Origin of the sequence: Xanthomonas sp. GW, assembly GCF_014236815.1 — a bacterium.
Lineage (GTDB): Bacteria > Pseudomonadota > Gammaproteobacteria > Xanthomonadales > Xanthomonadaceae > Xanthomonas_A.
This window is the reverse complement of record NZ_CP051189.1, coordinates 2,526,668-2,544,944: the sequence shown is the minus strand read 5'-3', so window position 1 is coordinate 2,544,944 and position 18,277 is coordinate 2,526,668. Positions and strand designations below refer to the sequence as shown.

General features: G+C 67.9%; 19 protein-coding genes and 1 tRNA gene. 17 read left to right on the top strand and 3 right to left on the bottom strand.

All coding sequences use genetic code 11. The features are described 5' to 3' along the window. Nucleotides 1-278: 278 nt before the first annotated feature. Genes HEP73_RS10755 through HEP73_RS10685 form a run of 15 tightly spaced genes read left to right on the top strand, consistent with a single transcriptional unit; the run spans nt 279 to nt 9,433 of the window. Nucleotides 279-1,112, top strand: a complete 834-nt coding sequence (locus HEP73_RS10755; protein ID WP_255423742.1) for a hypothetical protein — start codon at nt 279-281, stop codon at nt 1,110-1,112. After that, on the top strand, nt 1,109-1,600 hold the full coding sequence (locus HEP73_RS10750; protein ID WP_185823144.1) for an HNH endonuclease signature motif containing protein: 492 nt from the start codon (nt 1,109-1,111) through the stop codon (nt 1,598-1,600). The genes HEP73_RS10755 and HEP73_RS10750 overlap by 4 nt, the downstream gene beginning before the upstream one ends. Next, nucleotides 1,597-3,288: a lambda-exonuclease family protein gene (locus HEP73_RS10745; RefSeq protein ID WP_185823143.1), complete on the top strand. Its 1,692-nt coding sequence runs from the start codon at nt 1,597-1,599 to the stop codon at nt 3,286-3,288. The genes HEP73_RS10750 and HEP73_RS10745 overlap by 4 nt, the downstream gene beginning before the upstream one ends. After that, nucleotides 3,288-3,512 (top strand): hypothetical protein, encoded by a 225-nt coding sequence (locus tag HEP73_RS10740; RefSeq protein ID WP_185823142.1) that lies wholly within the window; start codon nt 3,288-3,290, stop codon nt 3,510-3,512. Before HEP73_RS10745 ends, HEP73_RS10740 begins: the two co-directional genes overlap by 1 nt. Continuing rightward, nucleotides 3,509-4,180, top strand: a complete 672-nt coding sequence (locus HEP73_RS10735) for a hypothetical protein (RefSeq protein WP_221899401.1) — start codon at nt 3,509-3,511, stop codon at nt 4,178-4,180. Before HEP73_RS10740 ends, HEP73_RS10735 begins: the two co-directional genes overlap by 4 nt. Continuing rightward, nucleotides 4,177-4,590: a hypothetical protein gene (locus HEP73_RS10730; protein ID WP_185823141.1), complete on the top strand. Its 414-nt coding sequence runs from the start codon at nt 4,177-4,179 to the stop codon at nt 4,588-4,590. The genes HEP73_RS10735 and HEP73_RS10730 overlap by 4 nt, the downstream gene beginning before the upstream one ends. After that, the gene (locus HEP73_RS10725) at nt 4,587-4,841 is read left to right on the top strand and encodes a hypothetical protein (protein WP_185823140.1); all 255 of its coding nucleotides are present in this window, start codon (nt 4,587-4,589) and stop codon (nt 4,839-4,841) included. Before HEP73_RS10730 ends, HEP73_RS10725 begins: the two co-directional genes overlap by 4 nt. Then, a complete protein-coding gene (locus HEP73_RS10720; RefSeq protein ID WP_185823139.1) occupies nt 4,838-4,993 on the top strand; it encodes a hypothetical protein in 156 nt (51 codons plus the stop codon). Before HEP73_RS10725 ends, HEP73_RS10720 begins: the two co-directional genes overlap by 4 nt. Next, on the top strand, nt 4,986-7,586 hold the full coding sequence (locus tag HEP73_RS10715) for a DNA methyltransferase (protein WP_221899400.1): 2,601 nt from the start codon (nt 4,986-4,988) through the stop codon (nt 7,584-7,586). Before HEP73_RS10720 ends, HEP73_RS10715 begins: the two co-directional genes overlap by 8 nt. Nucleotides 7,587-7,618: 32 nt before the next feature. Then, nucleotides 7,619-7,771, top strand: coding sequence for a hypothetical protein (locus tag HEP73_RS10710; RefSeq protein WP_185823137.1), 153 nt, complete (start codon nt 7,619-7,621; stop codon nt 7,769-7,771). Next, entirely contained in the window at nt 7,768-8,040 is a 273-nt protein-coding gene (locus HEP73_RS10705) for a hypothetical protein (RefSeq protein WP_185823136.1), read from the top strand. Before HEP73_RS10710 ends, HEP73_RS10705 begins: the two co-directional genes overlap by 4 nt. 2 nt (nt 8,041-8,042) lie before the next feature. Next, a complete protein-coding gene (locus tag HEP73_RS10700; protein ID WP_185823135.1) occupies nt 8,043-8,738 on the top strand; it encodes a hypothetical protein in 696 nt (231 codons plus the stop codon). Then, on the top strand, nt 8,735-9,031 hold the full coding sequence (locus HEP73_RS10695) for a hypothetical protein (protein ID WP_185823134.1): 297 nt from the start codon (nt 8,735-8,737) through the stop codon (nt 9,029-9,031). Before HEP73_RS10700 ends, HEP73_RS10695 begins: the two co-directional genes overlap by 4 nt. Further along, entirely contained in the window at nt 9,024-9,215 is a 192-nt protein-coding gene (locus HEP73_RS10690; RefSeq protein ID WP_185823133.1) for a hypothetical protein, read from the top strand. The genes HEP73_RS10695 and HEP73_RS10690 overlap by 8 nt, the downstream gene beginning before the upstream one ends. After that, the gene (locus HEP73_RS10685) at nt 9,212-9,433 is read left to right on the top strand and encodes a hypothetical protein (RefSeq protein ID WP_185823132.1); all 222 of its coding nucleotides are present in this window, start codon (nt 9,212-9,214) and stop codon (nt 9,431-9,433) included. Before HEP73_RS10690 ends, HEP73_RS10685 begins: the two co-directional genes overlap by 4 nt. A 55-nt stretch (nt 9,434-9,488) precedes the next feature. On the opposite strand, the gene HEP73_RS10680 is transcribed toward HEP73_RS10685, so the two are convergent. After that, nucleotides 9,489-9,575, bottom strand: a tRNA-Leu gene (locus tag HEP73_RS10680). 134 nt (nt 9,576-9,709) lie between these two features. On the opposite strand from HEP73_RS10680, the gene HEP73_RS10675 reads away from it, so the two are divergent. Both HEP73_RS10675 and HEP73_RS10670 read left to right on the top strand, forming a co-directional pair. Further along, entirely contained in the window at nt 9,710-10,090 is a 381-nt protein-coding gene (locus HEP73_RS10675) for a response regulator (protein ID WP_185816347.1), read from the top strand. A 157-nt stretch (nt 10,091-10,247) separates the two neighbouring features. Then, the gene (locus HEP73_RS10670) at nt 10,248-14,051 is read left to right on the top strand and encodes a PAS domain-containing protein (protein WP_255423741.1); all 3,804 of its coding nucleotides are present in this window, start codon (nt 10,248-10,250) and stop codon (nt 14,049-14,051) included. A gap of 57 nt (nt 14,052-14,108) precedes the next feature. Here the strand turns inward: HEP73_RS10670 and HEP73_RS10665 are convergent, their stop codons facing one another. Beyond that, nucleotides 14,109-16,481 carry a Tex family protein gene (locus tag HEP73_RS10665; RefSeq protein ID WP_185823130.1) on the bottom strand — a complete coding sequence of 791 codons (2,373 nt, stop codon included), beginning with the start codon at nt 16,479-16,481 and terminating at the stop codon, nt 14,109-14,111. Between the two features lie 126 nt (nt 16,482-16,607). Further along, nucleotides 16,608-18,233 carry a hybrid sensor histidine kinase/response regulator gene (locus HEP73_RS10660; RefSeq protein ID WP_185823129.1) on the bottom strand — a complete coding sequence of 542 codons (1,626 nt, stop codon included), beginning with the start codon at nt 18,231-18,233 and terminating at the stop codon, nt 16,608-16,610. Between the last annotated feature and the right edge of the window lie 44 nt (nt 18,234-18,277).

The following is an 18,277-nucleotide window of genomic DNA, read 5'->3' as shown; positions in this document are numbered from 1 at the left end:
GCCCGCACCGCCGATACGTGCGCAAGAAGGAGCGGAAGGCCACAAGCCTATGCAGTCGGGAAAGACCGGCCGCCTGGAAGCCTCTGGCAAGACAGTTGGGCGTGAAAGCAAAGCAGAGGACAGCAGAGGGAACGGCACATGGCCGTGCCCGAACTGGGCAACACGGCGGTGAGAGCCCCGCGCCGGAGACGTACCCGGCACCTATCCCAACGCCAGCCGGCGGCGCCCTGTGCCGGCACCTATTCCCACAACGCCGGCGCAGCCGGCTGGAGAACGCAGTGAGCAACGTAGCCGTGATTCCGCCGAACAATCAGGGTGCGCTCGTCGCGCCGCCGCGCCAGCAGTTCGACCTCAGCCCGCAGACGTTCGAGCAGGCGCTGATCTTCGCCGACCACCTCGCCGACAGCGATCTGGTCCCGAAGGACTTCAAGGGAAAGCCTGCGAATTGCCTGATCGCCATGCAGTGGGGTGCGGAGCTTGGCCTGAAGCCGCTCCAGGCTATCCAGAACATCGCGATCATCAACGGAAGGCCAGCGTTGTGGGGCGATTCCGTGCTGGCGATCGTGCGCGCGTCGCCGCTGTGCGAGTACGTCACCGAGTCCGACAACGGGGACACCGCCACGTGCAAGGTGAAGCGCCGGGGCGAGGCCGAAGAAGAGCGCACCTTCAGCATGGCCGACGCGAAGACCGCAGGCCTGCTCGGCAAGGCCGGCCCCTGGACCCAGTATCCGAAGCGCATGCGCCAGATGCGCGCACGCGCCTTCGCTCTGCGCGACAAGTTCACTGACGTGCTGCGCGGCATGGCCATCGCCGAAGAGGTCATGGACATCCAGCCCGCTGGCGCTGCCGGTGGTGACCAGGGCCGCGCGGCGATCGAGGGCCAGGCAGACAAGCAGCTGCCGCTGTACTCGGAAGCCGACTTCGCGGCGAACCTGCCGAAGTGGTGGGACATCATCGCCAACGGCAAGAAGACGGCCGACGACCTGATCGCCACGCTGCAGACGAAGGTGCGCTTCACCGCCGAGCAGCTGAAGGACATCCGCAATCCCCCGAAGGATGAGGGCGAAGGCGAACCGCAGAGCGATGCCGCTGCGGCGGACGGCCAACGGTGAGTGAGCTGACCTTCCAGCGACTGAAGGAAGTGCTCACCTACGACGAGGTGAGTGGTCTCTTCGAGTGGGCCAATCCTCCGAAGTATCACCCGAGGTTGAAGACCTACATCGCAGGCGGGATCACCACCGGCTACGTGACGATCAAGATCGATGGCCGCAAGTACAAAGCCCACCGTCTGGCGTGGCTATACGTCCATGGCGAATGGCCGGCCGGCGACCTTGACCATATCAACGGCTGCCCGCTGGACAACCGTATCTCGAACCTCCGCATCGCCACGAACCCACAGAACCAGGCAAATCGGCGCAGAGACCGTGGCAAGGAAACCCAGAAAGGGGTGCGGTCCCTACCCAGCGGCCGGTATCAAGCGCGGATCACCGTGGACAAACAAGTCCACCACCTCGGCTCCTTCGATACGGCCGAGCAAGCGCAGCAGGCCTATGCCGACGCCGCGCGCCACTACTACCAAGACTTCGCGAGGGCAGCATGAAGACCATCAACATCCAGCAAGGAACCAATGCGTGGCACCAGCACCGCGCCCAACACTTCAACGCCAGCGACGCGCCGGCGATGCTCGGCTGCAGCCCCTACAAGACCCGCGCGCAGCTGGTGCGCGAGTTCGCCACCGGCATCGGCGAGGAGCACGACGCCGCGACGCTGCAGCGCTTCGCCGAAGGCCACCGGGCCGAGGACCTGGCGCGCCCCTTGGCCGAGCAGATCATCGGCGAGGAGCTTTATCCGTGCGTCGGCGTAGAGGGCAAGTACTCGGCCAGCTTCGACGGCCTGAAGCTGCTGGAGGACGAGGCGTTCGAGCACAAAGCCCTCAATGACGCCCTGCGCGCGGCGATGGTCGAAGGCTGCACCGGCGCCGACCTGCCGCTGCAGTACCAGGCCCAGATGGAACACCAGGCCATGGTATCTGGCGCGTCCCGCGTCCTGTTCATGGCGTCGAAGTGGAGCGGCGACGAGCTGGTCGAGGAGCGGCACTGCTGGTACACGCCGAACCCGGAACTGCGCGCGCGCATCGTCGCTGGCTGGGAGCAGTTCGAGGCCGACGTGGCCGCCTACGAGCCGGAGCCGGCCAAGGCCGCGGCCGTCGCCACCCCGATCGCCGGGTTCGGCGCGCTGTCCGTGCGCGTCGAGGGCCGCGTGCTGGCTTCCAACCTGGACGCCTTCAAGGCCAACGCCGATGCATTCCTCAAGCAGCTGCCGAAGCCGCAGGACCTGCAGACCGATCAGGACTTCGCGGACGCCGACGCTGCGGTGAGGGCGTGCTCGGAGGCCGAAGCGCGCATCAAGGCAGCGCAGGAGGCCGCGCTGGCCGACATGGAGGACGTGGACACGCTGCTGCGCACTGCCGGCTCGATCAGCGAGGCGATCCGCGCCGCGCGCCTGGCGTTGGAAAAGGCGGTCAAGGCCGAGAAGGACAACCGCCGCGCGCAGATCGTCGACAACGGCGTGAAGGCCGTGCGCGATCACTACGACGCGATCAACGCCACCTTGGGCCAGCACAGGATCCAGCCGCCGCAGTCGCTGTCGATGGATATCGGCCTGGCGATCAAGGGCAAGAAGTCGCTGGCGAGCATGCAGGACGCCGTCGGCACCGCCGCGGCGAACGCCAAGATCGCCGCCAGCCAGGCCGCCGAGCGCGTGCGCACGAACATGGCGCTCCTCGACAAGCATGCGGCCCACGCCAGCTTGTTCCCCGATCGAGTGCAACTGTGCGCCAGCAAGGACATCGAGGATCTGCGAAACCTGGTCACCACGCGCATTACCGAGCACGAGGCCAACGAGGAGAAGAAGCGCGAGGAAATCCGCCAGGAAGAGCTGGCCAAGCTGCAGGCGGTCGCCGTCCCGCAGCCGGAACCGGAACCGCAGGCGGTGCCTGAGCCGGTAGCACCCGCATCGCCGGGGCTGGGACAGAAGCCCGCCGCAACCTATTCGGCGGCCGTGGCCCAGCTGGTCGGCGCCAGCACGCCGATGCGCAGGCTGAAGCTTAGCGAGATCCAGGCCCTCATCGCACCGCTGTCGATCAGCGCCAATGGCTTGGCCGAGCTGGGCTTCCAGCCGGTCGCCGCGGAGCGCGCGTCGAAGCTGTACGACGCGGCGCGGCTGCCGGCGATGGTCGACGCGATGCAGCGCCGGCTGGCCCTGGCCGTGGCGAAGGCGGCCGCGTAATGCGCCGGACCTGCACCCACTGCCAGCGGCGCCTGCCCGAGGATCAGTTTCCACTGGCCGGCGGCAAGCGCCGCGGTGCCTGCCGGCTCTGCGACAACGACGTGCAGCGCACGCGCGCGCCGCTGGCTCCGGTGCGCGTGGATGCGGTGCAGGTCCGTCTCAATAATTTGGCGTGCCTGTGGTTCGGCCCGGCGCGCCGCGAAACCCCGAGGAACGCCGCGTGAAAGAGACCCCCATGCTGTTCAACGCGCCGATGGTGCGCGCCATCCTGGCCGGCCAGAAGACGCAGACGCGGCGGGCAATGAAGATGCCGCACGGCCTGTGGGAGACATCAGCGCTCGGCCTCGTCCCCATTCCAGTCGGGTGCCCCTTCGGCAAGCCCGGCGACCGGCTGTGGGTGCGGGAGAGCTTCCGCATCGGGGAGGACCTTGGCGAGGACTGGGAGGACGGGATGGATGTGGGCAACCGCTTCCCGATCTATCAAGCCGACGGCGAACACGGACGCTACGGCGTCGTGCCGCTTGAATGGGAGCCGCCGCGCAATGCCCGCGAGGTGCACAACAGCGAGGGCACCGCAGAGCACTGGCGGTCGTTTGGCCCCATTCCCAGCATCCACATGCCGCGCTGGGCCTGCCGCCTAGTGCTGGAGATCACCGACGTGCGCGTGGAGCGGCTGCAGGCGATCAGCGAGGCGGATGCAGACGCAGAGGGTTTCGCTGGCGGCTATCCATGGGAACTGGCGCCGGACATTTTCACGGCCCCGCACGACCGCTGGGGATCTTTGACGATCCCAGAGTGCTTCGGCGTGCTCTGGAGTTCGATCAACGGAAAAGCGAGCTGGGATGCCAATCCGTGGGTCTGGGTGATCGAGTTCAAGCGGGTGACCGCATGAGCCGCCGCGATCCTATGGCCGCCTGCATTGAATACGACCGCGCCGCTCGCCAGGTCCGCGAGTTGTCGAAGCGCATCGGCGAAGCCCTCAACCGGTGCGACATCACCGGCTTGGCGCAGGAGTCCGATTATCCCGGACCCGACACGATGAAGCTATGGGACGGCTCCCGGGTCAAGACGCACCTGTGGCAGGCCTACCACGAGACGACCGACGCCGATTACCCGTACCCGCCAGAGCGCAGGCTCGTCGAGCACGAGCAGGAAGAGTTCTTGACCGAGGCCGATTGTCCGCACTGCCTCGAAGCGTGGCGCCTGGTGCAGGAGCGCAAGATCGCGCGCAAGGCCTTCGGCTCAGCGAAGCGCGCCATCCGCCAGATCGGCCGCGCCGCCACCGCGAGGATCCCCGCATGACCCGCCACCTCTCCCGCCGCAAGCCGCAGCGCAACGGCGGCTTCAGCTGGGGCCGCGTGCTGCTCAGCGACACGACGGTCACCTACCGCCTGTTCCGGCGCGACCACAGCGGCCACTGCCACTTCTGGCCGCTGGAGTTCGACGCCGCCACCCCTCGCCGCTTGATCGCCAACGAACTGCGCCGCGCGCGCCACAAGCTGCGCGACAAGGTCGACGAGATCGACCTGGCCGCCATGGGAGTCACCGCATGAACATCCACCCGAACGACAAGCTGGCAGCGATCCAATGGGCCGTCGAGCAAGCGCGCCAGGCCGCCGCCAGCGACGAGCTGGTACGCCTCAACATCCTGCCGGCGCTGCAGCAGCTGCGCGACGATGCGCAGCGGGAGGCCCGCGGTGGCTGACCCCTACCGCGATTTCCTGGAGCGCAAGGTGCGCGTCGCGCCGTCGCTGGGCTTCGACGTGGCCGCGGAGGACGTGAACCCGATCCTGACGCGGCACCAGCCCGATGCCGTGCGCTGGGCATGCGCTGGCGGCCGCCGCGCCCTGTTCGAGGCCTTCGGCCTGGGCAAGTCGGTGCAGCAGATCGAGATCCTGCGCCTCGCGCGCGCGCATGCCGGCGGCGCCGTGGGCCTGGTCCTGCCGCTGGGCGTGCGTCAGGAGTTCGCCGCGGACGCGCGCCTACTGCGGACCGGCGACCACTCGCGCGTCAGCGACGAGCAGCGGCGCCAGCTTGCCGAATGGATCGAGCAGGATCCGCGGCGCGCGCCGGACGTGCGGTTCGTGCGCACGACGGCGGAGATCGATCCGACGTTCGACGGCATCCACATGACGAACTACGAATCGGTGCGGGACGGCAAGATCGACCCCGCGGCGTTCACCGCGACCAGCCTGGACGAGGCGTCGGTGCTGCGCAGCTTCGGATCGAAGACCTACCAAGAGTTCCTGCCGCTGTTCCAGTCCGTCCGGTACCGGTTCGTCGCCACGGCCACGCCAAGCCCGAACCGCTACAAGGAGCTGATCCACTACGCCGGCTACCTGGGCGTGATGGACACCGGCCAGGCCCTCACCCGCTGGTTCAAGCGCGACAGCAGCAAGGCCGGCAACCTGCAGCTCTACCCGCACAAGGAACGCGAGTTCTGGCTGTGGGTCGCCAGCTGGGCGCTGTTCCTGCAGAAGCCCTCTGACCTCGGCTACAGCGACGAAGGCTACGACCTGCCACCGCTCAAGGTGCACTACGTCGAGGTGCCGGTCGACCATTCCACGGCCGGCGCCGAGCGCGACGGCCAGCACAAGCTGTTCCGGGACGCGGCGCTGGGCGTTGTGGACGCCGCGCGCGAGAAGCGCGACACGATCGGCGCCCGCGTCGCCGCTGTGCGCGGCATCGTCGACCAGCACCCGGACGGGCACTGGCTGATCTGGCACGACCTCGAAGCCGAGCGCCACGCGCTGCAGGCGGCCATCCCGGATGCGGTGAGCATCTACGGCGACATGGACCTGGACCTGCGCGAGCAGGCGGTGATCGCCTTCAGCGAGGGCCGCATCAAGAAGCTGTCGGCGAAGCCGGTCATCGCCGGCAGCGGCTGCAACTTCCAGCGGCATTGCCACCGCGCGGTGTTCGCCGGCATCGGCCACAAGTTCAACGACTTCATTCAGTCCATCTACCGCATCCAGCGGTTTCTGCAAGAGCACGCCGTCGAGATCTGGATCGTCTACGCCGAATCGGAGCGCGAGACGCTGGCCAGCCTGCAGGAGAAGTGGACCCGAGACACGGAGATGCGAGCACGCATGAGCGACATCATCAAGGAATACGGCCTCAGCGAGGCCGCCATGGCGCAGGTACTGCAGCGCTCGATCGGCGTGGAGCGGATCGAGGCCAGCGGCGCCGGCTGGCTGGTGGCGAACAATGACTGCGTGGACGAGACCAAGCGCATGGACGAGGACAGCGTCGACCTGGTGGTCACGTCGATCCCGTTCGCCAACCACTACGAGTACAGCCCCAGCTACAACGACTTCGGCCACACCGACGACAACGCGCACTTCTGGGCGCAGATGGACCACCTGACGCCGGAGCTGCGGCGGATCCTCAAGCCCGGCCGCATCGCCGCAATCCACGTGAAGGACCGCATCCAGTTCGGTGCGGTCACCGGTACCGGCGTGCCCACCGTCAGCCCCTTCCACGCGGAGGCGATCTTCCACTACCGCTCGCACGGCTTCGACTACATGGGGCTGATCACGGTGGTGACCGACGTGGTCCGGGAGAACAACCAGACGTATCGCCTGGGCTGGTCGGAGCAGTGCAAGGACGCGACCAAGATGGGCGTCGGCTCGCCCGAATACATCGTGCTGCTGCACAAGCCGCAGACGGATCGCTCCCGCGGCTACGCCGACGTTCCGGTGCGCAAGGAAAAGGCCAACTACACCCGGGCGCGCTGGCAGGTCGATGCGCATGCATTCTGGCGGTCCAGCGGCAACCGCCAGCTCACGGCCGAGGATCTGGCGCAGCTCGGGCCGGACAAGCTGGCGAAGCTGTTCACCGAGTACAGCTTGCGCGAGGTCTACGACTACGAAACCCATGTGCGCATCGGCGAGGAGCTGGAAGCGCGCGGCGCGCTGCCGTCGACCTTCATGTCCTTGGCGCCTGGCAGCCACGACCCGGATGTCTGGCATGACGTGAACCGCATGCTGACGCTCAACGGCGAGCAGACGCGCCGCGGCTTGGAGAATCACATCTGCCCGCTGCAGTTCGACATCGTCGATCGGCTCATCCAGCGCTTCAGCAATCCGGGCGAGCTGGTGTTCGACCCGTTCGGAGGCCTGTTCACCGTGCCCTATCGCGCGCTCAAGCTCGGCCGCAGGGGCCGCGCCGCGGAGCTGAGCACGCCCTACTTCATGGACGGCATCCGGTACCTGCAGGCGGCGGAGCGCGAGATTTCCATGCCGGGCCTGTTCGATGCGATCGAGGGCACCGGTACCGACATGGACCGGGCCGCATGACCGACCAGCTATTCCCCCGCCAGCCGCGCCGCATGTTGCAGCCCCGGAAGTCGCAGCTTCGCGACCAGCTGGCCCAGGCCGCCAGCGAGATCGAGCGGCTGCGCGCCGAAAACGAACGCCTGCGCGCGCCGTGGTGGCGCCGCATCACCCTGAGCCGGCGCCGCGCGCCGAAGGACATCGCGTGAAGATTTTCAGAATCGACGATTGCGACTGGTGGATCGGTGAGGACGCCGAGAGCGTGCTGGCCGCGGTAAAGGACGAGACCGGCATGGAAGCCGAAGACCTGGAGGACTTCCATGAGATCAGCGATGACGACATGGACCGCCTGAAGTTCGTGGACACCGATGAGGGCGAGCGCACCATCGGCGACCCGCGCACCTTCCGCCAGCAACTGGCGATCGAGGTCGCCCAGGGCGGCAATTTCCCCCGCATGTTCGCTACGACGGAGTTCTAACCATGACCCCGAACATCACCCCCGAGGCGCTGGCCGAGCTGATCGCTCCGATGCTGGCTGGCACGTATCACTGCAATCGCGTGTGGGACGCTTGGCGCGTCGGCACGATGAGCGAGGCTGATTTCGCCCGCGTCGATGAGTCCGACACGCCGCACGAAATCGCGACGGCCATCCTTGCCGCCCTCCCCGAGCTACTGGCAGCGCAGCCGCAGGAAAGCACCATCGTGGGAATTGCGCGGCGCAACCTGCGGCAGTTCCTGGACAAGGCTTCGTTCTCCAACTCCGTCGATCACTGGTCCGCGCTGAACTGCCTGGAGGTGCTGGAGTCGGCTCTGGCAGCGCAGCCGGCGAGCAGCGCGGGCGATCTGGAACCGGATGATGCGATGGTCGAACGCGTGATTGAGGCACTGGCCAGAGCTGGTCTGCAACCACCGGATCGGCCGCGTATCCGCCTCATGCTGAACGCCGCTGTCGCCGCCCCCGTCGCCGGTGAGGCTGCTGCTGTGCCGGAGGTGGCCGAGCAGGACGTGTACACGCTGATCGGCCACTCGGCAGGACTGGTGCTGCGAGGTGAGAACGACATGCCCGAGTACTTCATGGAGCTGGCGGGGAAACTGGCACGCCAGTTGGGCAATCGCGCTCTATCCGACCGGATCGCAGCAATGGCCGCCGCGCCGGCGCCGGAGGTATCGCGGTGAGCACGAACTGGGTCATCCGTGTGGCCGGCTATGGCTCCTTCCTGTTCGTCGGAACGGAAGAAGAGGCCGAGGAAATGCGCCGGCACAAAGCCAGATGGGAACGCGCCGTAGCGCACAAGCGACCGGCCGATGCGCAAGAGGTGGCGGAACAAACGCCAAGCCGGTGCGATAACCATCCGGGATGGGGCGATAGGCACATAACGCAAAGCTGCTGGTGCGATGACGAATCGTGCTACGCGAATGCGCTGGAGCGCAGGGAAGCCGCGACCGCGCCGGAGGTGACGAGTGGATAGCTGGCAGCCGATCAGCACCGCACCCGAGGGCGTCACCGTCGCGACCAAGATCGACGACCAGCACGGCCCGCGCAACGAGCAGCCGCTGAAGCGCCGCGGGAACCTCTGGTGGTTCCCCGACGACAGCATGTACGTCTACTACACGCCGACGCACTGGCGCTATCCGCAGGGAGCAGCACGATGAGCGCAGCGCAGAACATCCCGTGGGAACACCGCGCCATCGGCGCCGAGGAAGTCGGCCAGATCCTGGGCCTGGCGCCGCGGACCGTGCTCGAGACGGTGGCCTGCCGACCTGACTTCCCGATCAGGCTGACGATGCGGCCGGCGACGTGGGTTGCCGGCGAGGTCGTCGAGTGGCGCGACCGGAATCGTGCAGGCCTGCCGAAGGGCCGGAAACGATAACGGCCCGCCAGGATTACGCCAGACGAGCCGCTAAGGCTTGTGCCGCAAGGATCTTTGGTGCCGAAGGTGGGACTCGAACCCACACGCTTTTAAGGGCGGCGGATTTTGAGTCCGCTGCGTCTACCGATTCCGCCACTTCGGCGCGGCCGCGAAGTATAGCCGACCGCAACCGGCTGCGACAGGGGTAAATCCTTCATCTTCGTTGGGATCGCGATCCAACCAGGGTCAGCGCGGCTGCCGCTATAATTTCCGTTCCCAAACCTTAACGAGCAAGCGATGTCGGCATTGCGGGGCCTGCGTATCCTGGTGGTCGAGAACGACGAAATGAACGCCACGCTGCTGGAATTGCAGCTTGCCCAAGCCGGCGCCGACGTGATCGGCCCGGCCGAATCGGTGCGGGAAGCGCTTGTACTGATCGACCAGGAGCGGCCGGATCGGGCGGTGCTCGATTTCCGCCTGGCCGCCGGCGAGACCAGCGAGGCGGTCGCGCGGATGCTGACCGAGCGTGCGATCCCGTATGTGCTGGCCACCGGCGTCGCGGCCGAATCGCTTCCTGCCGGCTTCGCCGCTGGAGTGGTGCTGACCAAGCCCTATCTGTCGGAACAGCTGATCAAGGCGCTGGGCGATGCTCACGCGAAAATGACCGCTCGCCCTTGAGAATCCCGGATCGGGAGCCTGCCCCGCAGGGATCGATTCGAGGGATTTCGCCATCAACGCTCACAACCGATCGCCCCCTCCTGTCTGGCTACCTGCCAACAGCGTCACGGGAGACTTGCTATGCGCCATCGATTGGTCCAGTCATGAGCTGGGACCGATGCAGGAATGGCCGCAGAGTCTGCGTTCGGCACTGTCGATCTGCCTGAGCTCGCGCTTCCCGATGGTGATCCGCTGGGGCACGCGGATGATCAATCTCTACAACGACGCCTATATCCCGATCCTGGGGATGCGCCATCCCTTCGCCTTCGGGCGCGCGGCGGCCGAGGTATGGCCCGACGTGTGGCCGACGGTGGGCGCGCAGGCCGAACAGGTGATGGCCAGCGGCGAGTCGACCTGGAACGAGCACGTCCCATTCGTGATGATGCGCAACGGCTACAGCGAAGAGGTGTATTTCACCTTTTCCTACAGCCCGCTGTTCGACGACCACGGCGGCATCGGCGGCGTGCTGTGCGTGTGCACCGAGGACACCGCCCGGATCAAGCTGGAACGCGAGCGCGACGCGTTGCTGAAGGCACTGGATGCGCAGCGCACGCAGATGGCCGACGCGTTCGAGCAGTCGCCGGCGGCGCTGGCGATCCTGCGCGGCCCGGACTATGTGGTCGAAAGCGTCAACCGCCGCTACCAGCAACTGGTCGGGCCGCGCGAAGTGGTCGGCAAGCCGCTGGCCGAGGCGATCCCGGAGATCCAGCAGCAAGGCTTCATCCGCCTGCTCGACAACGTGCGCGCCAGCGGCCTGCCCTTCACCGGCGAGTCGATGACCTTCAACCTGCGCCGCACACCGCACGAAACCGTCTCGGAAACCACGCTGGAATGCGTGTATCAGCCGATGCGCGACGCCGAAGGCAAGGTCACCGGGGTGCTGGTCCACGGCATCGACCGCACCGAGCAGACGCGCGCGCAGGCCCACGACAGCTTCCTGTTGATGCTCGAGGATGCGCTGCAGAACCTCGACAGCGCCGAGGCCATCTGCGAGACCGGCGCCGCGCTGCTCGGCCGGCACCTGCAGGCGAACCGCTGCGCGTACGCGATCGTCGATGCCGACGAAGATACCTTCGACGTACGCGCCGACTATGCCGACGGCACCGCGCATCTGACCGGGCGCTCGCGCCTCAGCGATTTCGGCAGCGACCTGCTGGAATGCATGCGCGAGAACCGGCCATGGGTGGTGCAGGACAGCGAAACCTATTCGCCGCCGCCGCACTTCGACAATGCCGGCTACCGGCGCCTGGGCATGCGCGCGTTGCTGAGCGCGCCCCTGCACAAGGCCGGGCGCCTGGTCGCCGTGGTCGGCGTGCACCAATTGCGGCCGCGGGTCTGGACCTCGGCGGAAATCGAACTGGTGCGGCTGGTCGCGGCGCGCTGCTGGGAATCGATGGAGCGCGCCAGCGCGCAGTCGGACCTGGCGCGCAGCGAAGCGCGCCTGCGCGAGTTGGCCGATGCGATGCCGCAGATCGTGTTCACCGCCACGCCCGACGGCGACGTCGACTATTTCAACCGCCGCTGGTACGAATACACCGGCCTGCCGGTCGGCGAAGCCAGCTACGACAGCTGGCGCAAGGTGCATACCGAGGATGGCCTGGCGCGGGCGCTGCAGGCCTGGCCGGACGCCGTGCGCAGCGGCCTGCCCTACGAAATCGAATACCCGCTGCGCCGCCACGACGGCAGCTATCGCTGGCACCTGGGCCGCGCGCTTCCGATCCGCGACGACGGCGGCCGGATCGTGCGCTGGATCGGCACCAATACCGACATCCACGATCGTCGTGTGGTCGAGCAGCGCCTGCAGGAAAGCGAACTGCGCTTCCGCAACCTGTGCGACAACGCGCCGGTGCTGATCTGGATGGCCAACGCCGATGGCGATTGCGAATACGTCAGCCGCCAGTGGTACCTGTTCACCGGACAGACCGAACAGGAGGCGATGGGCTCGGGCTGGATGGAGAAGATCCACCCCGACGACGCCGCGGCGGTCGGACGCACGCTGGCCCGCGCCGCCGCCGATCGCCGCGCCTTCAGCATCGAATACCGCCTGCGCCGCCACGACGGCGAGTACCGCTGGTGCGTGGATACCGCCTCGCCGCGCTTCAGCTCGTCGGGCCAGTTCCTCGGCTTCATCGGCTCGCTGCTGGACATCGCCGAGCGCAAGCGCATCGAGAACGCCACCGCCGCCGAGCGTGCGGCGTTGGAGATGATCACCACCGGCAAGCCGCTGGGCGCGGTGCTCGAATCGATCGCGCGCGGCATCGAGGCGCAGAGCGACGCGGGCCTGCGCTGCACCATCATGCTGGTCGACGAACACCGCCAGTGCCTGCTGGAAGGCGCCGCGCCGAGCATGCCCGTGGCGTTCCGCAAGATGGTCCACCGCCTGCCGATCGGCGAGCGCAGCGGCTGTTGCGGGCGCGCCGCGTTCCTGCGCCGGCAGGTGCTGTGCAGCGACGTGCGCGTGGACCCGAACTGGCAGGAATATCTGGTCGCGGCCACCGAAGCCGACATCGTGGCCTGCTGCTCCACGCCGATCCTGGCCAGCGACGGCCAGGTGCTGGGCGTGGTCGCGCTGTACCACCCGTTCGTGCACTACCCCACCGTGCACGAGCAGGACCTGGCGCGCTCGGCCTCGCATCTGGCCGGCATCATCATCGAACGCCGCGAAACCGATCAGCGCCTGCAACAGTTGCTCGCCGCCGAGCAGAGCGCGCGCGGCGAGGCCGAGCGCGCCAGCCGCATGAAGGACGAATTCCTGGCCACGCTGAGCCACGAACTGCGCACCCCGCTCAACGCGATCCTGGGCTGGTCGCGGCTGATGCAGGGCGAGGCGGTGCGCGAAAAGGACCTGAGCCGGGGCCTGGAAGTGATCGAGCGCAGCGCCCATGCGCAGGCGCAGATCATCGACGACCTGCTGGACATGAGCGCCATCCTGTCCGGCAAGGTGCGGCTGGAAGCCACCGAACTGGATCTGTGCGCGCTGGTCGGCGAAGCGATCGATGCGGCGCGGCCCGGCGCCGAGAGCAAAGGCATCGACATCGCCCTCACCCCGTGCAGCGACGCCCCGGTCCTGCCCTACCTCGGCGATGCGGTGCGCCTGCAGCAGGTGCTGACCAACCTGATCGGCAATGCGATCAAGTTCACCCCCAGCACGGGCAAGATCGCGGTGACGCTCGACAACAGCGCCACCCACCTGCGGATCAGCGTCAGCGACAGCGGCGTCGGCATCGATCCGCTGTTCCTGCCGCATGTGTTCGACCGCTTCCGCCAGGCCGACGCCAGCAGCACGCGCAGTGCCGGCGGCCTGGGCCTGGGCCTGGCGATCGCCAAGCAATTGACCGAAATGCACCACGGCCAGCTGTCGGTGAGCAGCGAAGGCGTCGGCCTGGGCGCCACCTTCACCCTGCTGCTGCCGCGCAACGATCCGCAAAGCCTGCATCCGGCGCGACGCAACGACGGCGCGGCGAACGCCGCCGCCGCGTTGCAGCGCGGCGGGATCCGCTTGAACGGCATGCGCGTGCTGGTGGTCGACGACGACATGGATTCGCGCGGCGTCACCCAGCGTTTTCTGCAGGAAGCCGGTGCGGTGGTCGACGCCGCGGTGTCCGCCGACGACGCCGAGTCGCTGCTGCGCGAGCGTCCGTACGATCTGCTGGTCAGCGACGTGGGCATGCCGCGCCGCGACGGCCACAGCCTGATCCGCAGCGTGCGCGCGCGCGGCGCCGGCGCGGTCAGCCGCATTCCGGCAATCGCGCTGACCGCATACGTGCGCGGCGAGGATCGTTCGCTGGCGCTGGAGGCCGGCTTCAACGCGCATCTGGGCAAGCCGGTGGATCCGGTCAAACTGATCGCGCTGGCCGCCTCGCTGGCTCAGCCGCACAGCGCCACCGAACAGGACCCGAACGCGCAAGCCGAACCGGCCTGAGCCGGCGCGGCGCCACGGCGCCGAACGCGTGCCGAGGCCGCCGCGGCGCGTGGCCGCTCAGTTGCGCTTGGCGCGGGCGAACGCGTCGGCCAAGGCGCTGTTCAATGGCGGCGCAGCCGGTGCGCGCGGCTTGCCGTTGCCATTGCCACCATTGCCGCCGCGCGCATCGCGCTCGCGCCGCGGCGCGCCCGGCGCCGGACGCGCGCCACCGTCGCGCTCGCCGCTACGCGCCGACGCCGGTGCAGGCGCATCGTCCAGGCGCCGGGTCAGCGCGATGCGCTTGCGCGCCACATCCACTTCCAGCACCTTGACCTTGACGATATCGCCGGCCTTGACCACATCGCGCGGATCCTTGACGTAGCTGTCGGACAACGCGGAGATGTGCACCAGGCCGTCCTGGTGCACGCCGATATCGACGAAGGCGCCGAACGCGGCCACGTTGCTGACCACGCCTTCGAGCACCATGCCCGGCTTGAGGTCCTTGATGTCCTCCACGCCGTCGGCGAAGCGCGCGGCCTTGAACTCCGGACGCGGATCGCGGCCCGGCTTCTCCAGTTCCTTGAGGATGTCGCGCACGGTCGGCACGCCGAACTTTTCGTCGGTGAACTGGTCCGGCTTGAGCGCGCGCAGGAAACCGCCGTCGCCGATCAGCGCCTTGATCGGCTTGCCGGTGGCGCCGACGATGCGCTCCACCACCGGATACGCTTCCGGATGCACCGACGAGGCGTCCAGCGGCTCGTCGCCATCGGCGATGCGCAGGAAGCCGGCGCATTGCTCAAAGGTCTTGTCGCCCAGCCGCGGCACCTTCAGCAGGTCCTTGCGGCGCTTGAACGGGCCGTTGTCGTCGCGGTGGCGGACGATGTTCTCGGCCACGCTGGCCGACAGCCCGGACACGCGCGACAGCAGCGCCGCCGAGGCGGTGTTGACGTGCACGCCGACCGCGTTGACGCAGTCCTCTACCCGCGCATCCAGCGCCCGCGCCAGGCGGTACTGGTCCACGTCGTGCTGGTACTGGCCCACGCCGATCGCCTTGGGCTCGATCTTGACCAGTTCGGCCAGCGGATCCTGCAGGCGCCGCGCGATCGACACCGCGCCGCGCAAGGACACGTCCAGTTGCGGGAATTCCTTGGCCGCGAATTCGGACGCCGAGTACACCGACGCGCCGGCCTCGCTGACCACGATCTTCTCCAGCGTCAGCTGCGGGTTCTGCTTGATCAGGTCGGCCGCGAGCTTGTCGGTCTCGCGGCTGGCGGTGCCGTTGCCGATCGCGATCAACTCCACGCCATGCTGCGTGCACAGCTGCCGGAGCGTGTGCAGCGACTGGTCCCACTGCTTGCGCGGCTCGTGCGGATAGATGGTATCGGTGGCGAGCAGCTTGCCGGTGGCATCGACCACCGCGATCTTGCAGCCGGTACGGATGCCCGGATCCAGGCCCAGGGTCACCCGCGCGCCGGCCGGCGCGGCCAGCATCAGGTCCTGCAGGTTGTCGCCGAACACCGCGATCGCCTCGGCCTCGGCCTTCTCGCGCGCCTGGTTGAACAGGTCCAGCAGCAGGTGCATGTGCAGCTTGGCGCGCCAGGTCAGGCGGCACGCGTCGAGCAGCCAGCGATCGCCGGGACGGCCCTGGTTGGCGATGCCGGCGCGCACCGCGACGCGGCCTTCGGCGTACTGGTGGCCGGCCTCGGCATCGCTGCCCGGGTCCAGTTCCAGATAGACGATTTCCTCGCGGCGTGCGCGGAACAGCGCCAGCAGCCGGTGCGAGGGAATCTTGGCCAGCGCCTCGGCGTGGTCGAAGTAGTCGCGGTACTTGGCGCCTTCCTGCTCCTTGCCTTCGGCAACGCGCGCGCGGATCACGCCGACGTCGGCGAGCCAGCCGCGCAGTTCGCCGACCAGCGCCGCGTCCTCGCCCCAGCGCTCCATCAGGATCGCGCGCGCGCCTTCCAGCGCCGCCTTGACGTCGGCCACGCCCTTGTCGGCATCGACGAAGCCGGCAGCGACACTGTCCGGGGTCAGCGACGGATCGGCCAGCAGGCCGTCGGCCAGCGGCTCCAGGCCGGCTTCGCGCGCGATCTGCGCACGGGTGCGGCGCTTGGGCTTGTACGGCAGGTACAGATCTTCCAGCCGCGACTTGGTATCGGCGGCGACGATCTCCGCGCGCAATTCGGCGCTGAGCTTGCCCTGCTCGTCGATGCTGGCCAGCACCGCGGCGCGGCGGTCTTCCAGCTCGCGCAGATAGGTCAGGCGGGTTTCCAGGTTGCGCAGCTGGGTGTCGTCGAGGCCGCCGGTGACTTCCTTGCGGTAGCGCGCGATGAACGGAACGCTGGCGCCTTCGTCGAGCAGGGCGATGGCGGCGCGGGCCTGGGCCGGCTGCGCGCCGATCTCGGCGGCGATGGTATTGGCGATCTGCTGGGCGAGCTGAGTGTCGTGCATTGCATCCGGCCGAAGCCGCCTTGCGGAAAACCCCATTTTCGCAGCGCCGGCGCCGTCCGGGAACCCGTTGACACGGGCGCGCCGACCTGTCGGCGTCGGCTCACGCCGCAGGCCGACTTGTCGGCATCAGCTCACGCCAGTGGGGCCGTCCAGCACGATGCGCACCTTGCGGACCAGCTCCTGGCGGTTGTACGGCTTGGACAGCACGTCGAATTCGGTGCCGCCGGCGTCGGTACGTTCGATCGAGGTCTCGGCATAGCCGGTGGTCAGCAGCACCTTGATCTTCGGCCGCCGCCGCCGTACTTCGCGCGCCAGCATCACCCCGTTGAGGCCGCCGGGCATGATCAGGTCCGAATACAGCAGGTCCACCTGCACGCCCTTGTCGAGCAGTTCCAGCGCTTCGCGCGCATTGTGCACGACATGGGTGGCGTAGCCCTGGTCCTCCAGGAACAGCCGCGCCAGTTCGGCGATGTCCGGCCGGTCCTCCACGATCAGGATCGTCTCGCTGCCCTGCCGGTCGGAGGCGCGGCGCGCGCGCGCGTCGCGCGGCGCCGGGTTCTCGACGTTGTCGTCGATTGGGAAGTACAGGCGCACCGTGGTGCCGTGGCCTTCTTCCGAATACAGCCGCACCGCGCCGCCGGACTGCTTGGCGAAGCCGTAGACCATCGACAGGCCCAGGCCGGTGCCCTTGCCCTCCTCCTTGGTGGTGAAGAACGGATCCAGCACGTGCGCCAGCACGTCCGCGGACATGCCACTGCCGTTGTCGGTGACCGACACGCAGACGTAGTGGCCGGGCAGCAGATTGTCGTAGGTGGTCGGTTCGTCGGCGCGGATCGAGACGTTGCGGGTCTGGATCACCAGGCGCCGTGCGGGCTGCTCGGCCATCGCATCGCGCGCGTTGATCAGGATGTTCAGCAGCGCCACTTCTGCCTGGGTCGGATCGATCCGGCAGTTGCGCAGGTCCGGCGCCAGGTCCAGCGAGAACACGATGCCGTCGCCCAAGGTGCGCTCGGCCACGTCGCTCATGCCGGCGACCAACGTGTTGAGGTTGAGCACGCGCCCCTCCAGCTTCTGCTTGCGCGCGAAGGCCAGCAGCTGCTGGGTCAGCCGCGCGGCCTGGCCGGACGCGTCGCGCGCGCGCTCCACGCTCTTGCGCAGCCGCGCCGGATCCAGCGGCTCGCGTTCCAGGCCGTGCTCGATCAGTTCCAGGTAGCCGGACATGACCTGCAGCAGGTTGTTGAAGTCGTGCGCGATGCCGCCGGTCAGCTGGCCCAGCGCCTCCATCTTCTGCGCCTGGCGCAATGCGTCTTCGGTATCACGGCGGCGGCTGACATCCAGCTGCGAGCCGAAGTAATAGACCAGCTCGCCGTGCTCGTTGTAGACCGGCGAGATGAACAGCGCGTTCCAGAAACTGGAACCGTCCTTGCGGTAGTTGAGGATTTCCACCGCCACTTCGTTGCGCGCGGCGATCGCCTCGCGCACGCTGTCCACGGTGTCGCGATCGGTGTCAGGTCCCTGCAGGAAGCGGCAGTTGTTGCCGAGCAGTTCTTCGCTGCTGTAGCCGGTCATTTCCAGGAATGCGCGGTTGACGAACACGATGGGATTGTCCGCCTGTCGCGGATCGGTCACGATCATCGGCATCCGCGTGGTTTCCACCGCGGCGAAGAAGATATCGCTGCGGTGCTCGGACAGATCGGCGGTGGTGCTTTCGTGGACGGTGACGCGCGAATTGCTGGAGTCGGGTGCGGGCATGGTCGAGGAGAGATCGATGCGAACCGCTGCTGGCCCGGCTAGGC

Excerpts from the sequence above, each read along its gene's own strand:
- HEP73_RS10665 (WP_185823130.1), bottom strand. The coding sequence starts at position 16,481 with ATGCACGACACTCAGCTCGCCCAGCAGATCGCCAATACCATCGCCGCC.
- HEP73_RS10660 (WP_185823129.1), bottom strand. The coding sequence starts at position 18,233 with ATGCCCGCACCCGACTCCAGCAATTCGCGCGTCACCGTCCACGAAAGC.
- HEP73_RS10700 (WP_185823135.1), top strand. The coding sequence starts at position 8,043 with ATGACCCCGAACATCACCCCCGAGGCGCTGGCCGAGCTGATCGCTCCG.
- HEP73_RS10725 (WP_185823140.1), top strand. The coding sequence starts at position 4,587 with ATGACCCGCCACCTCTCCCGCCGCAAGCCGCAGCGCAACGGCGGCTTC.
- HEP73_RS10685 (WP_185823132.1), top strand. The coding sequence starts at position 9,212 with ATGAGCGCAGCGCAGAACATCCCGTGGGAACACCGCGCCATCGGCGCC.
- HEP73_RS10745 (WP_185823143.1), top strand. The coding sequence starts at position 1,597 with ATGAAGACCATCAACATCCAGCAAGGAACCAATGCGTGGCACCAGCAC.
- HEP73_RS10675 (WP_185816347.1), top strand. The coding sequence starts at position 9,710 with ATGTCGGCATTGCGGGGCCTGCGTATCCTGGTGGTCGAGAACGACGAA.
- HEP73_RS10740 (WP_185823142.1), top strand. The coding sequence starts at position 3,288 with ATGCGCCGGACCTGCACCCACTGCCAGCGGCGCCTGCCCGAGGATCAG.
- HEP73_RS10730 (WP_185823141.1), top strand. The coding sequence starts at position 4,177 with ATGAGCCGCCGCGATCCTATGGCCGCCTGCATTGAATACGACCGCGCC.
- HEP73_RS10720 (WP_185823139.1), top strand. The coding sequence starts at position 4,838 with ATGAACATCCACCCGAACGACAAGCTGGCAGCGATCCAATGGGCCGTC.
- HEP73_RS10710 (WP_185823137.1), top strand. The coding sequence starts at position 7,619 with ATGTTGCAGCCCCGGAAGTCGCAGCTTCGCGACCAGCTGGCCCAGGCC.
- HEP73_RS10670 (WP_255423741.1), top strand. The coding sequence starts at position 10,248 with ATGCAGGAATGGCCGCAGAGTCTGCGTTCGGCACTGTCGATCTGCCTG.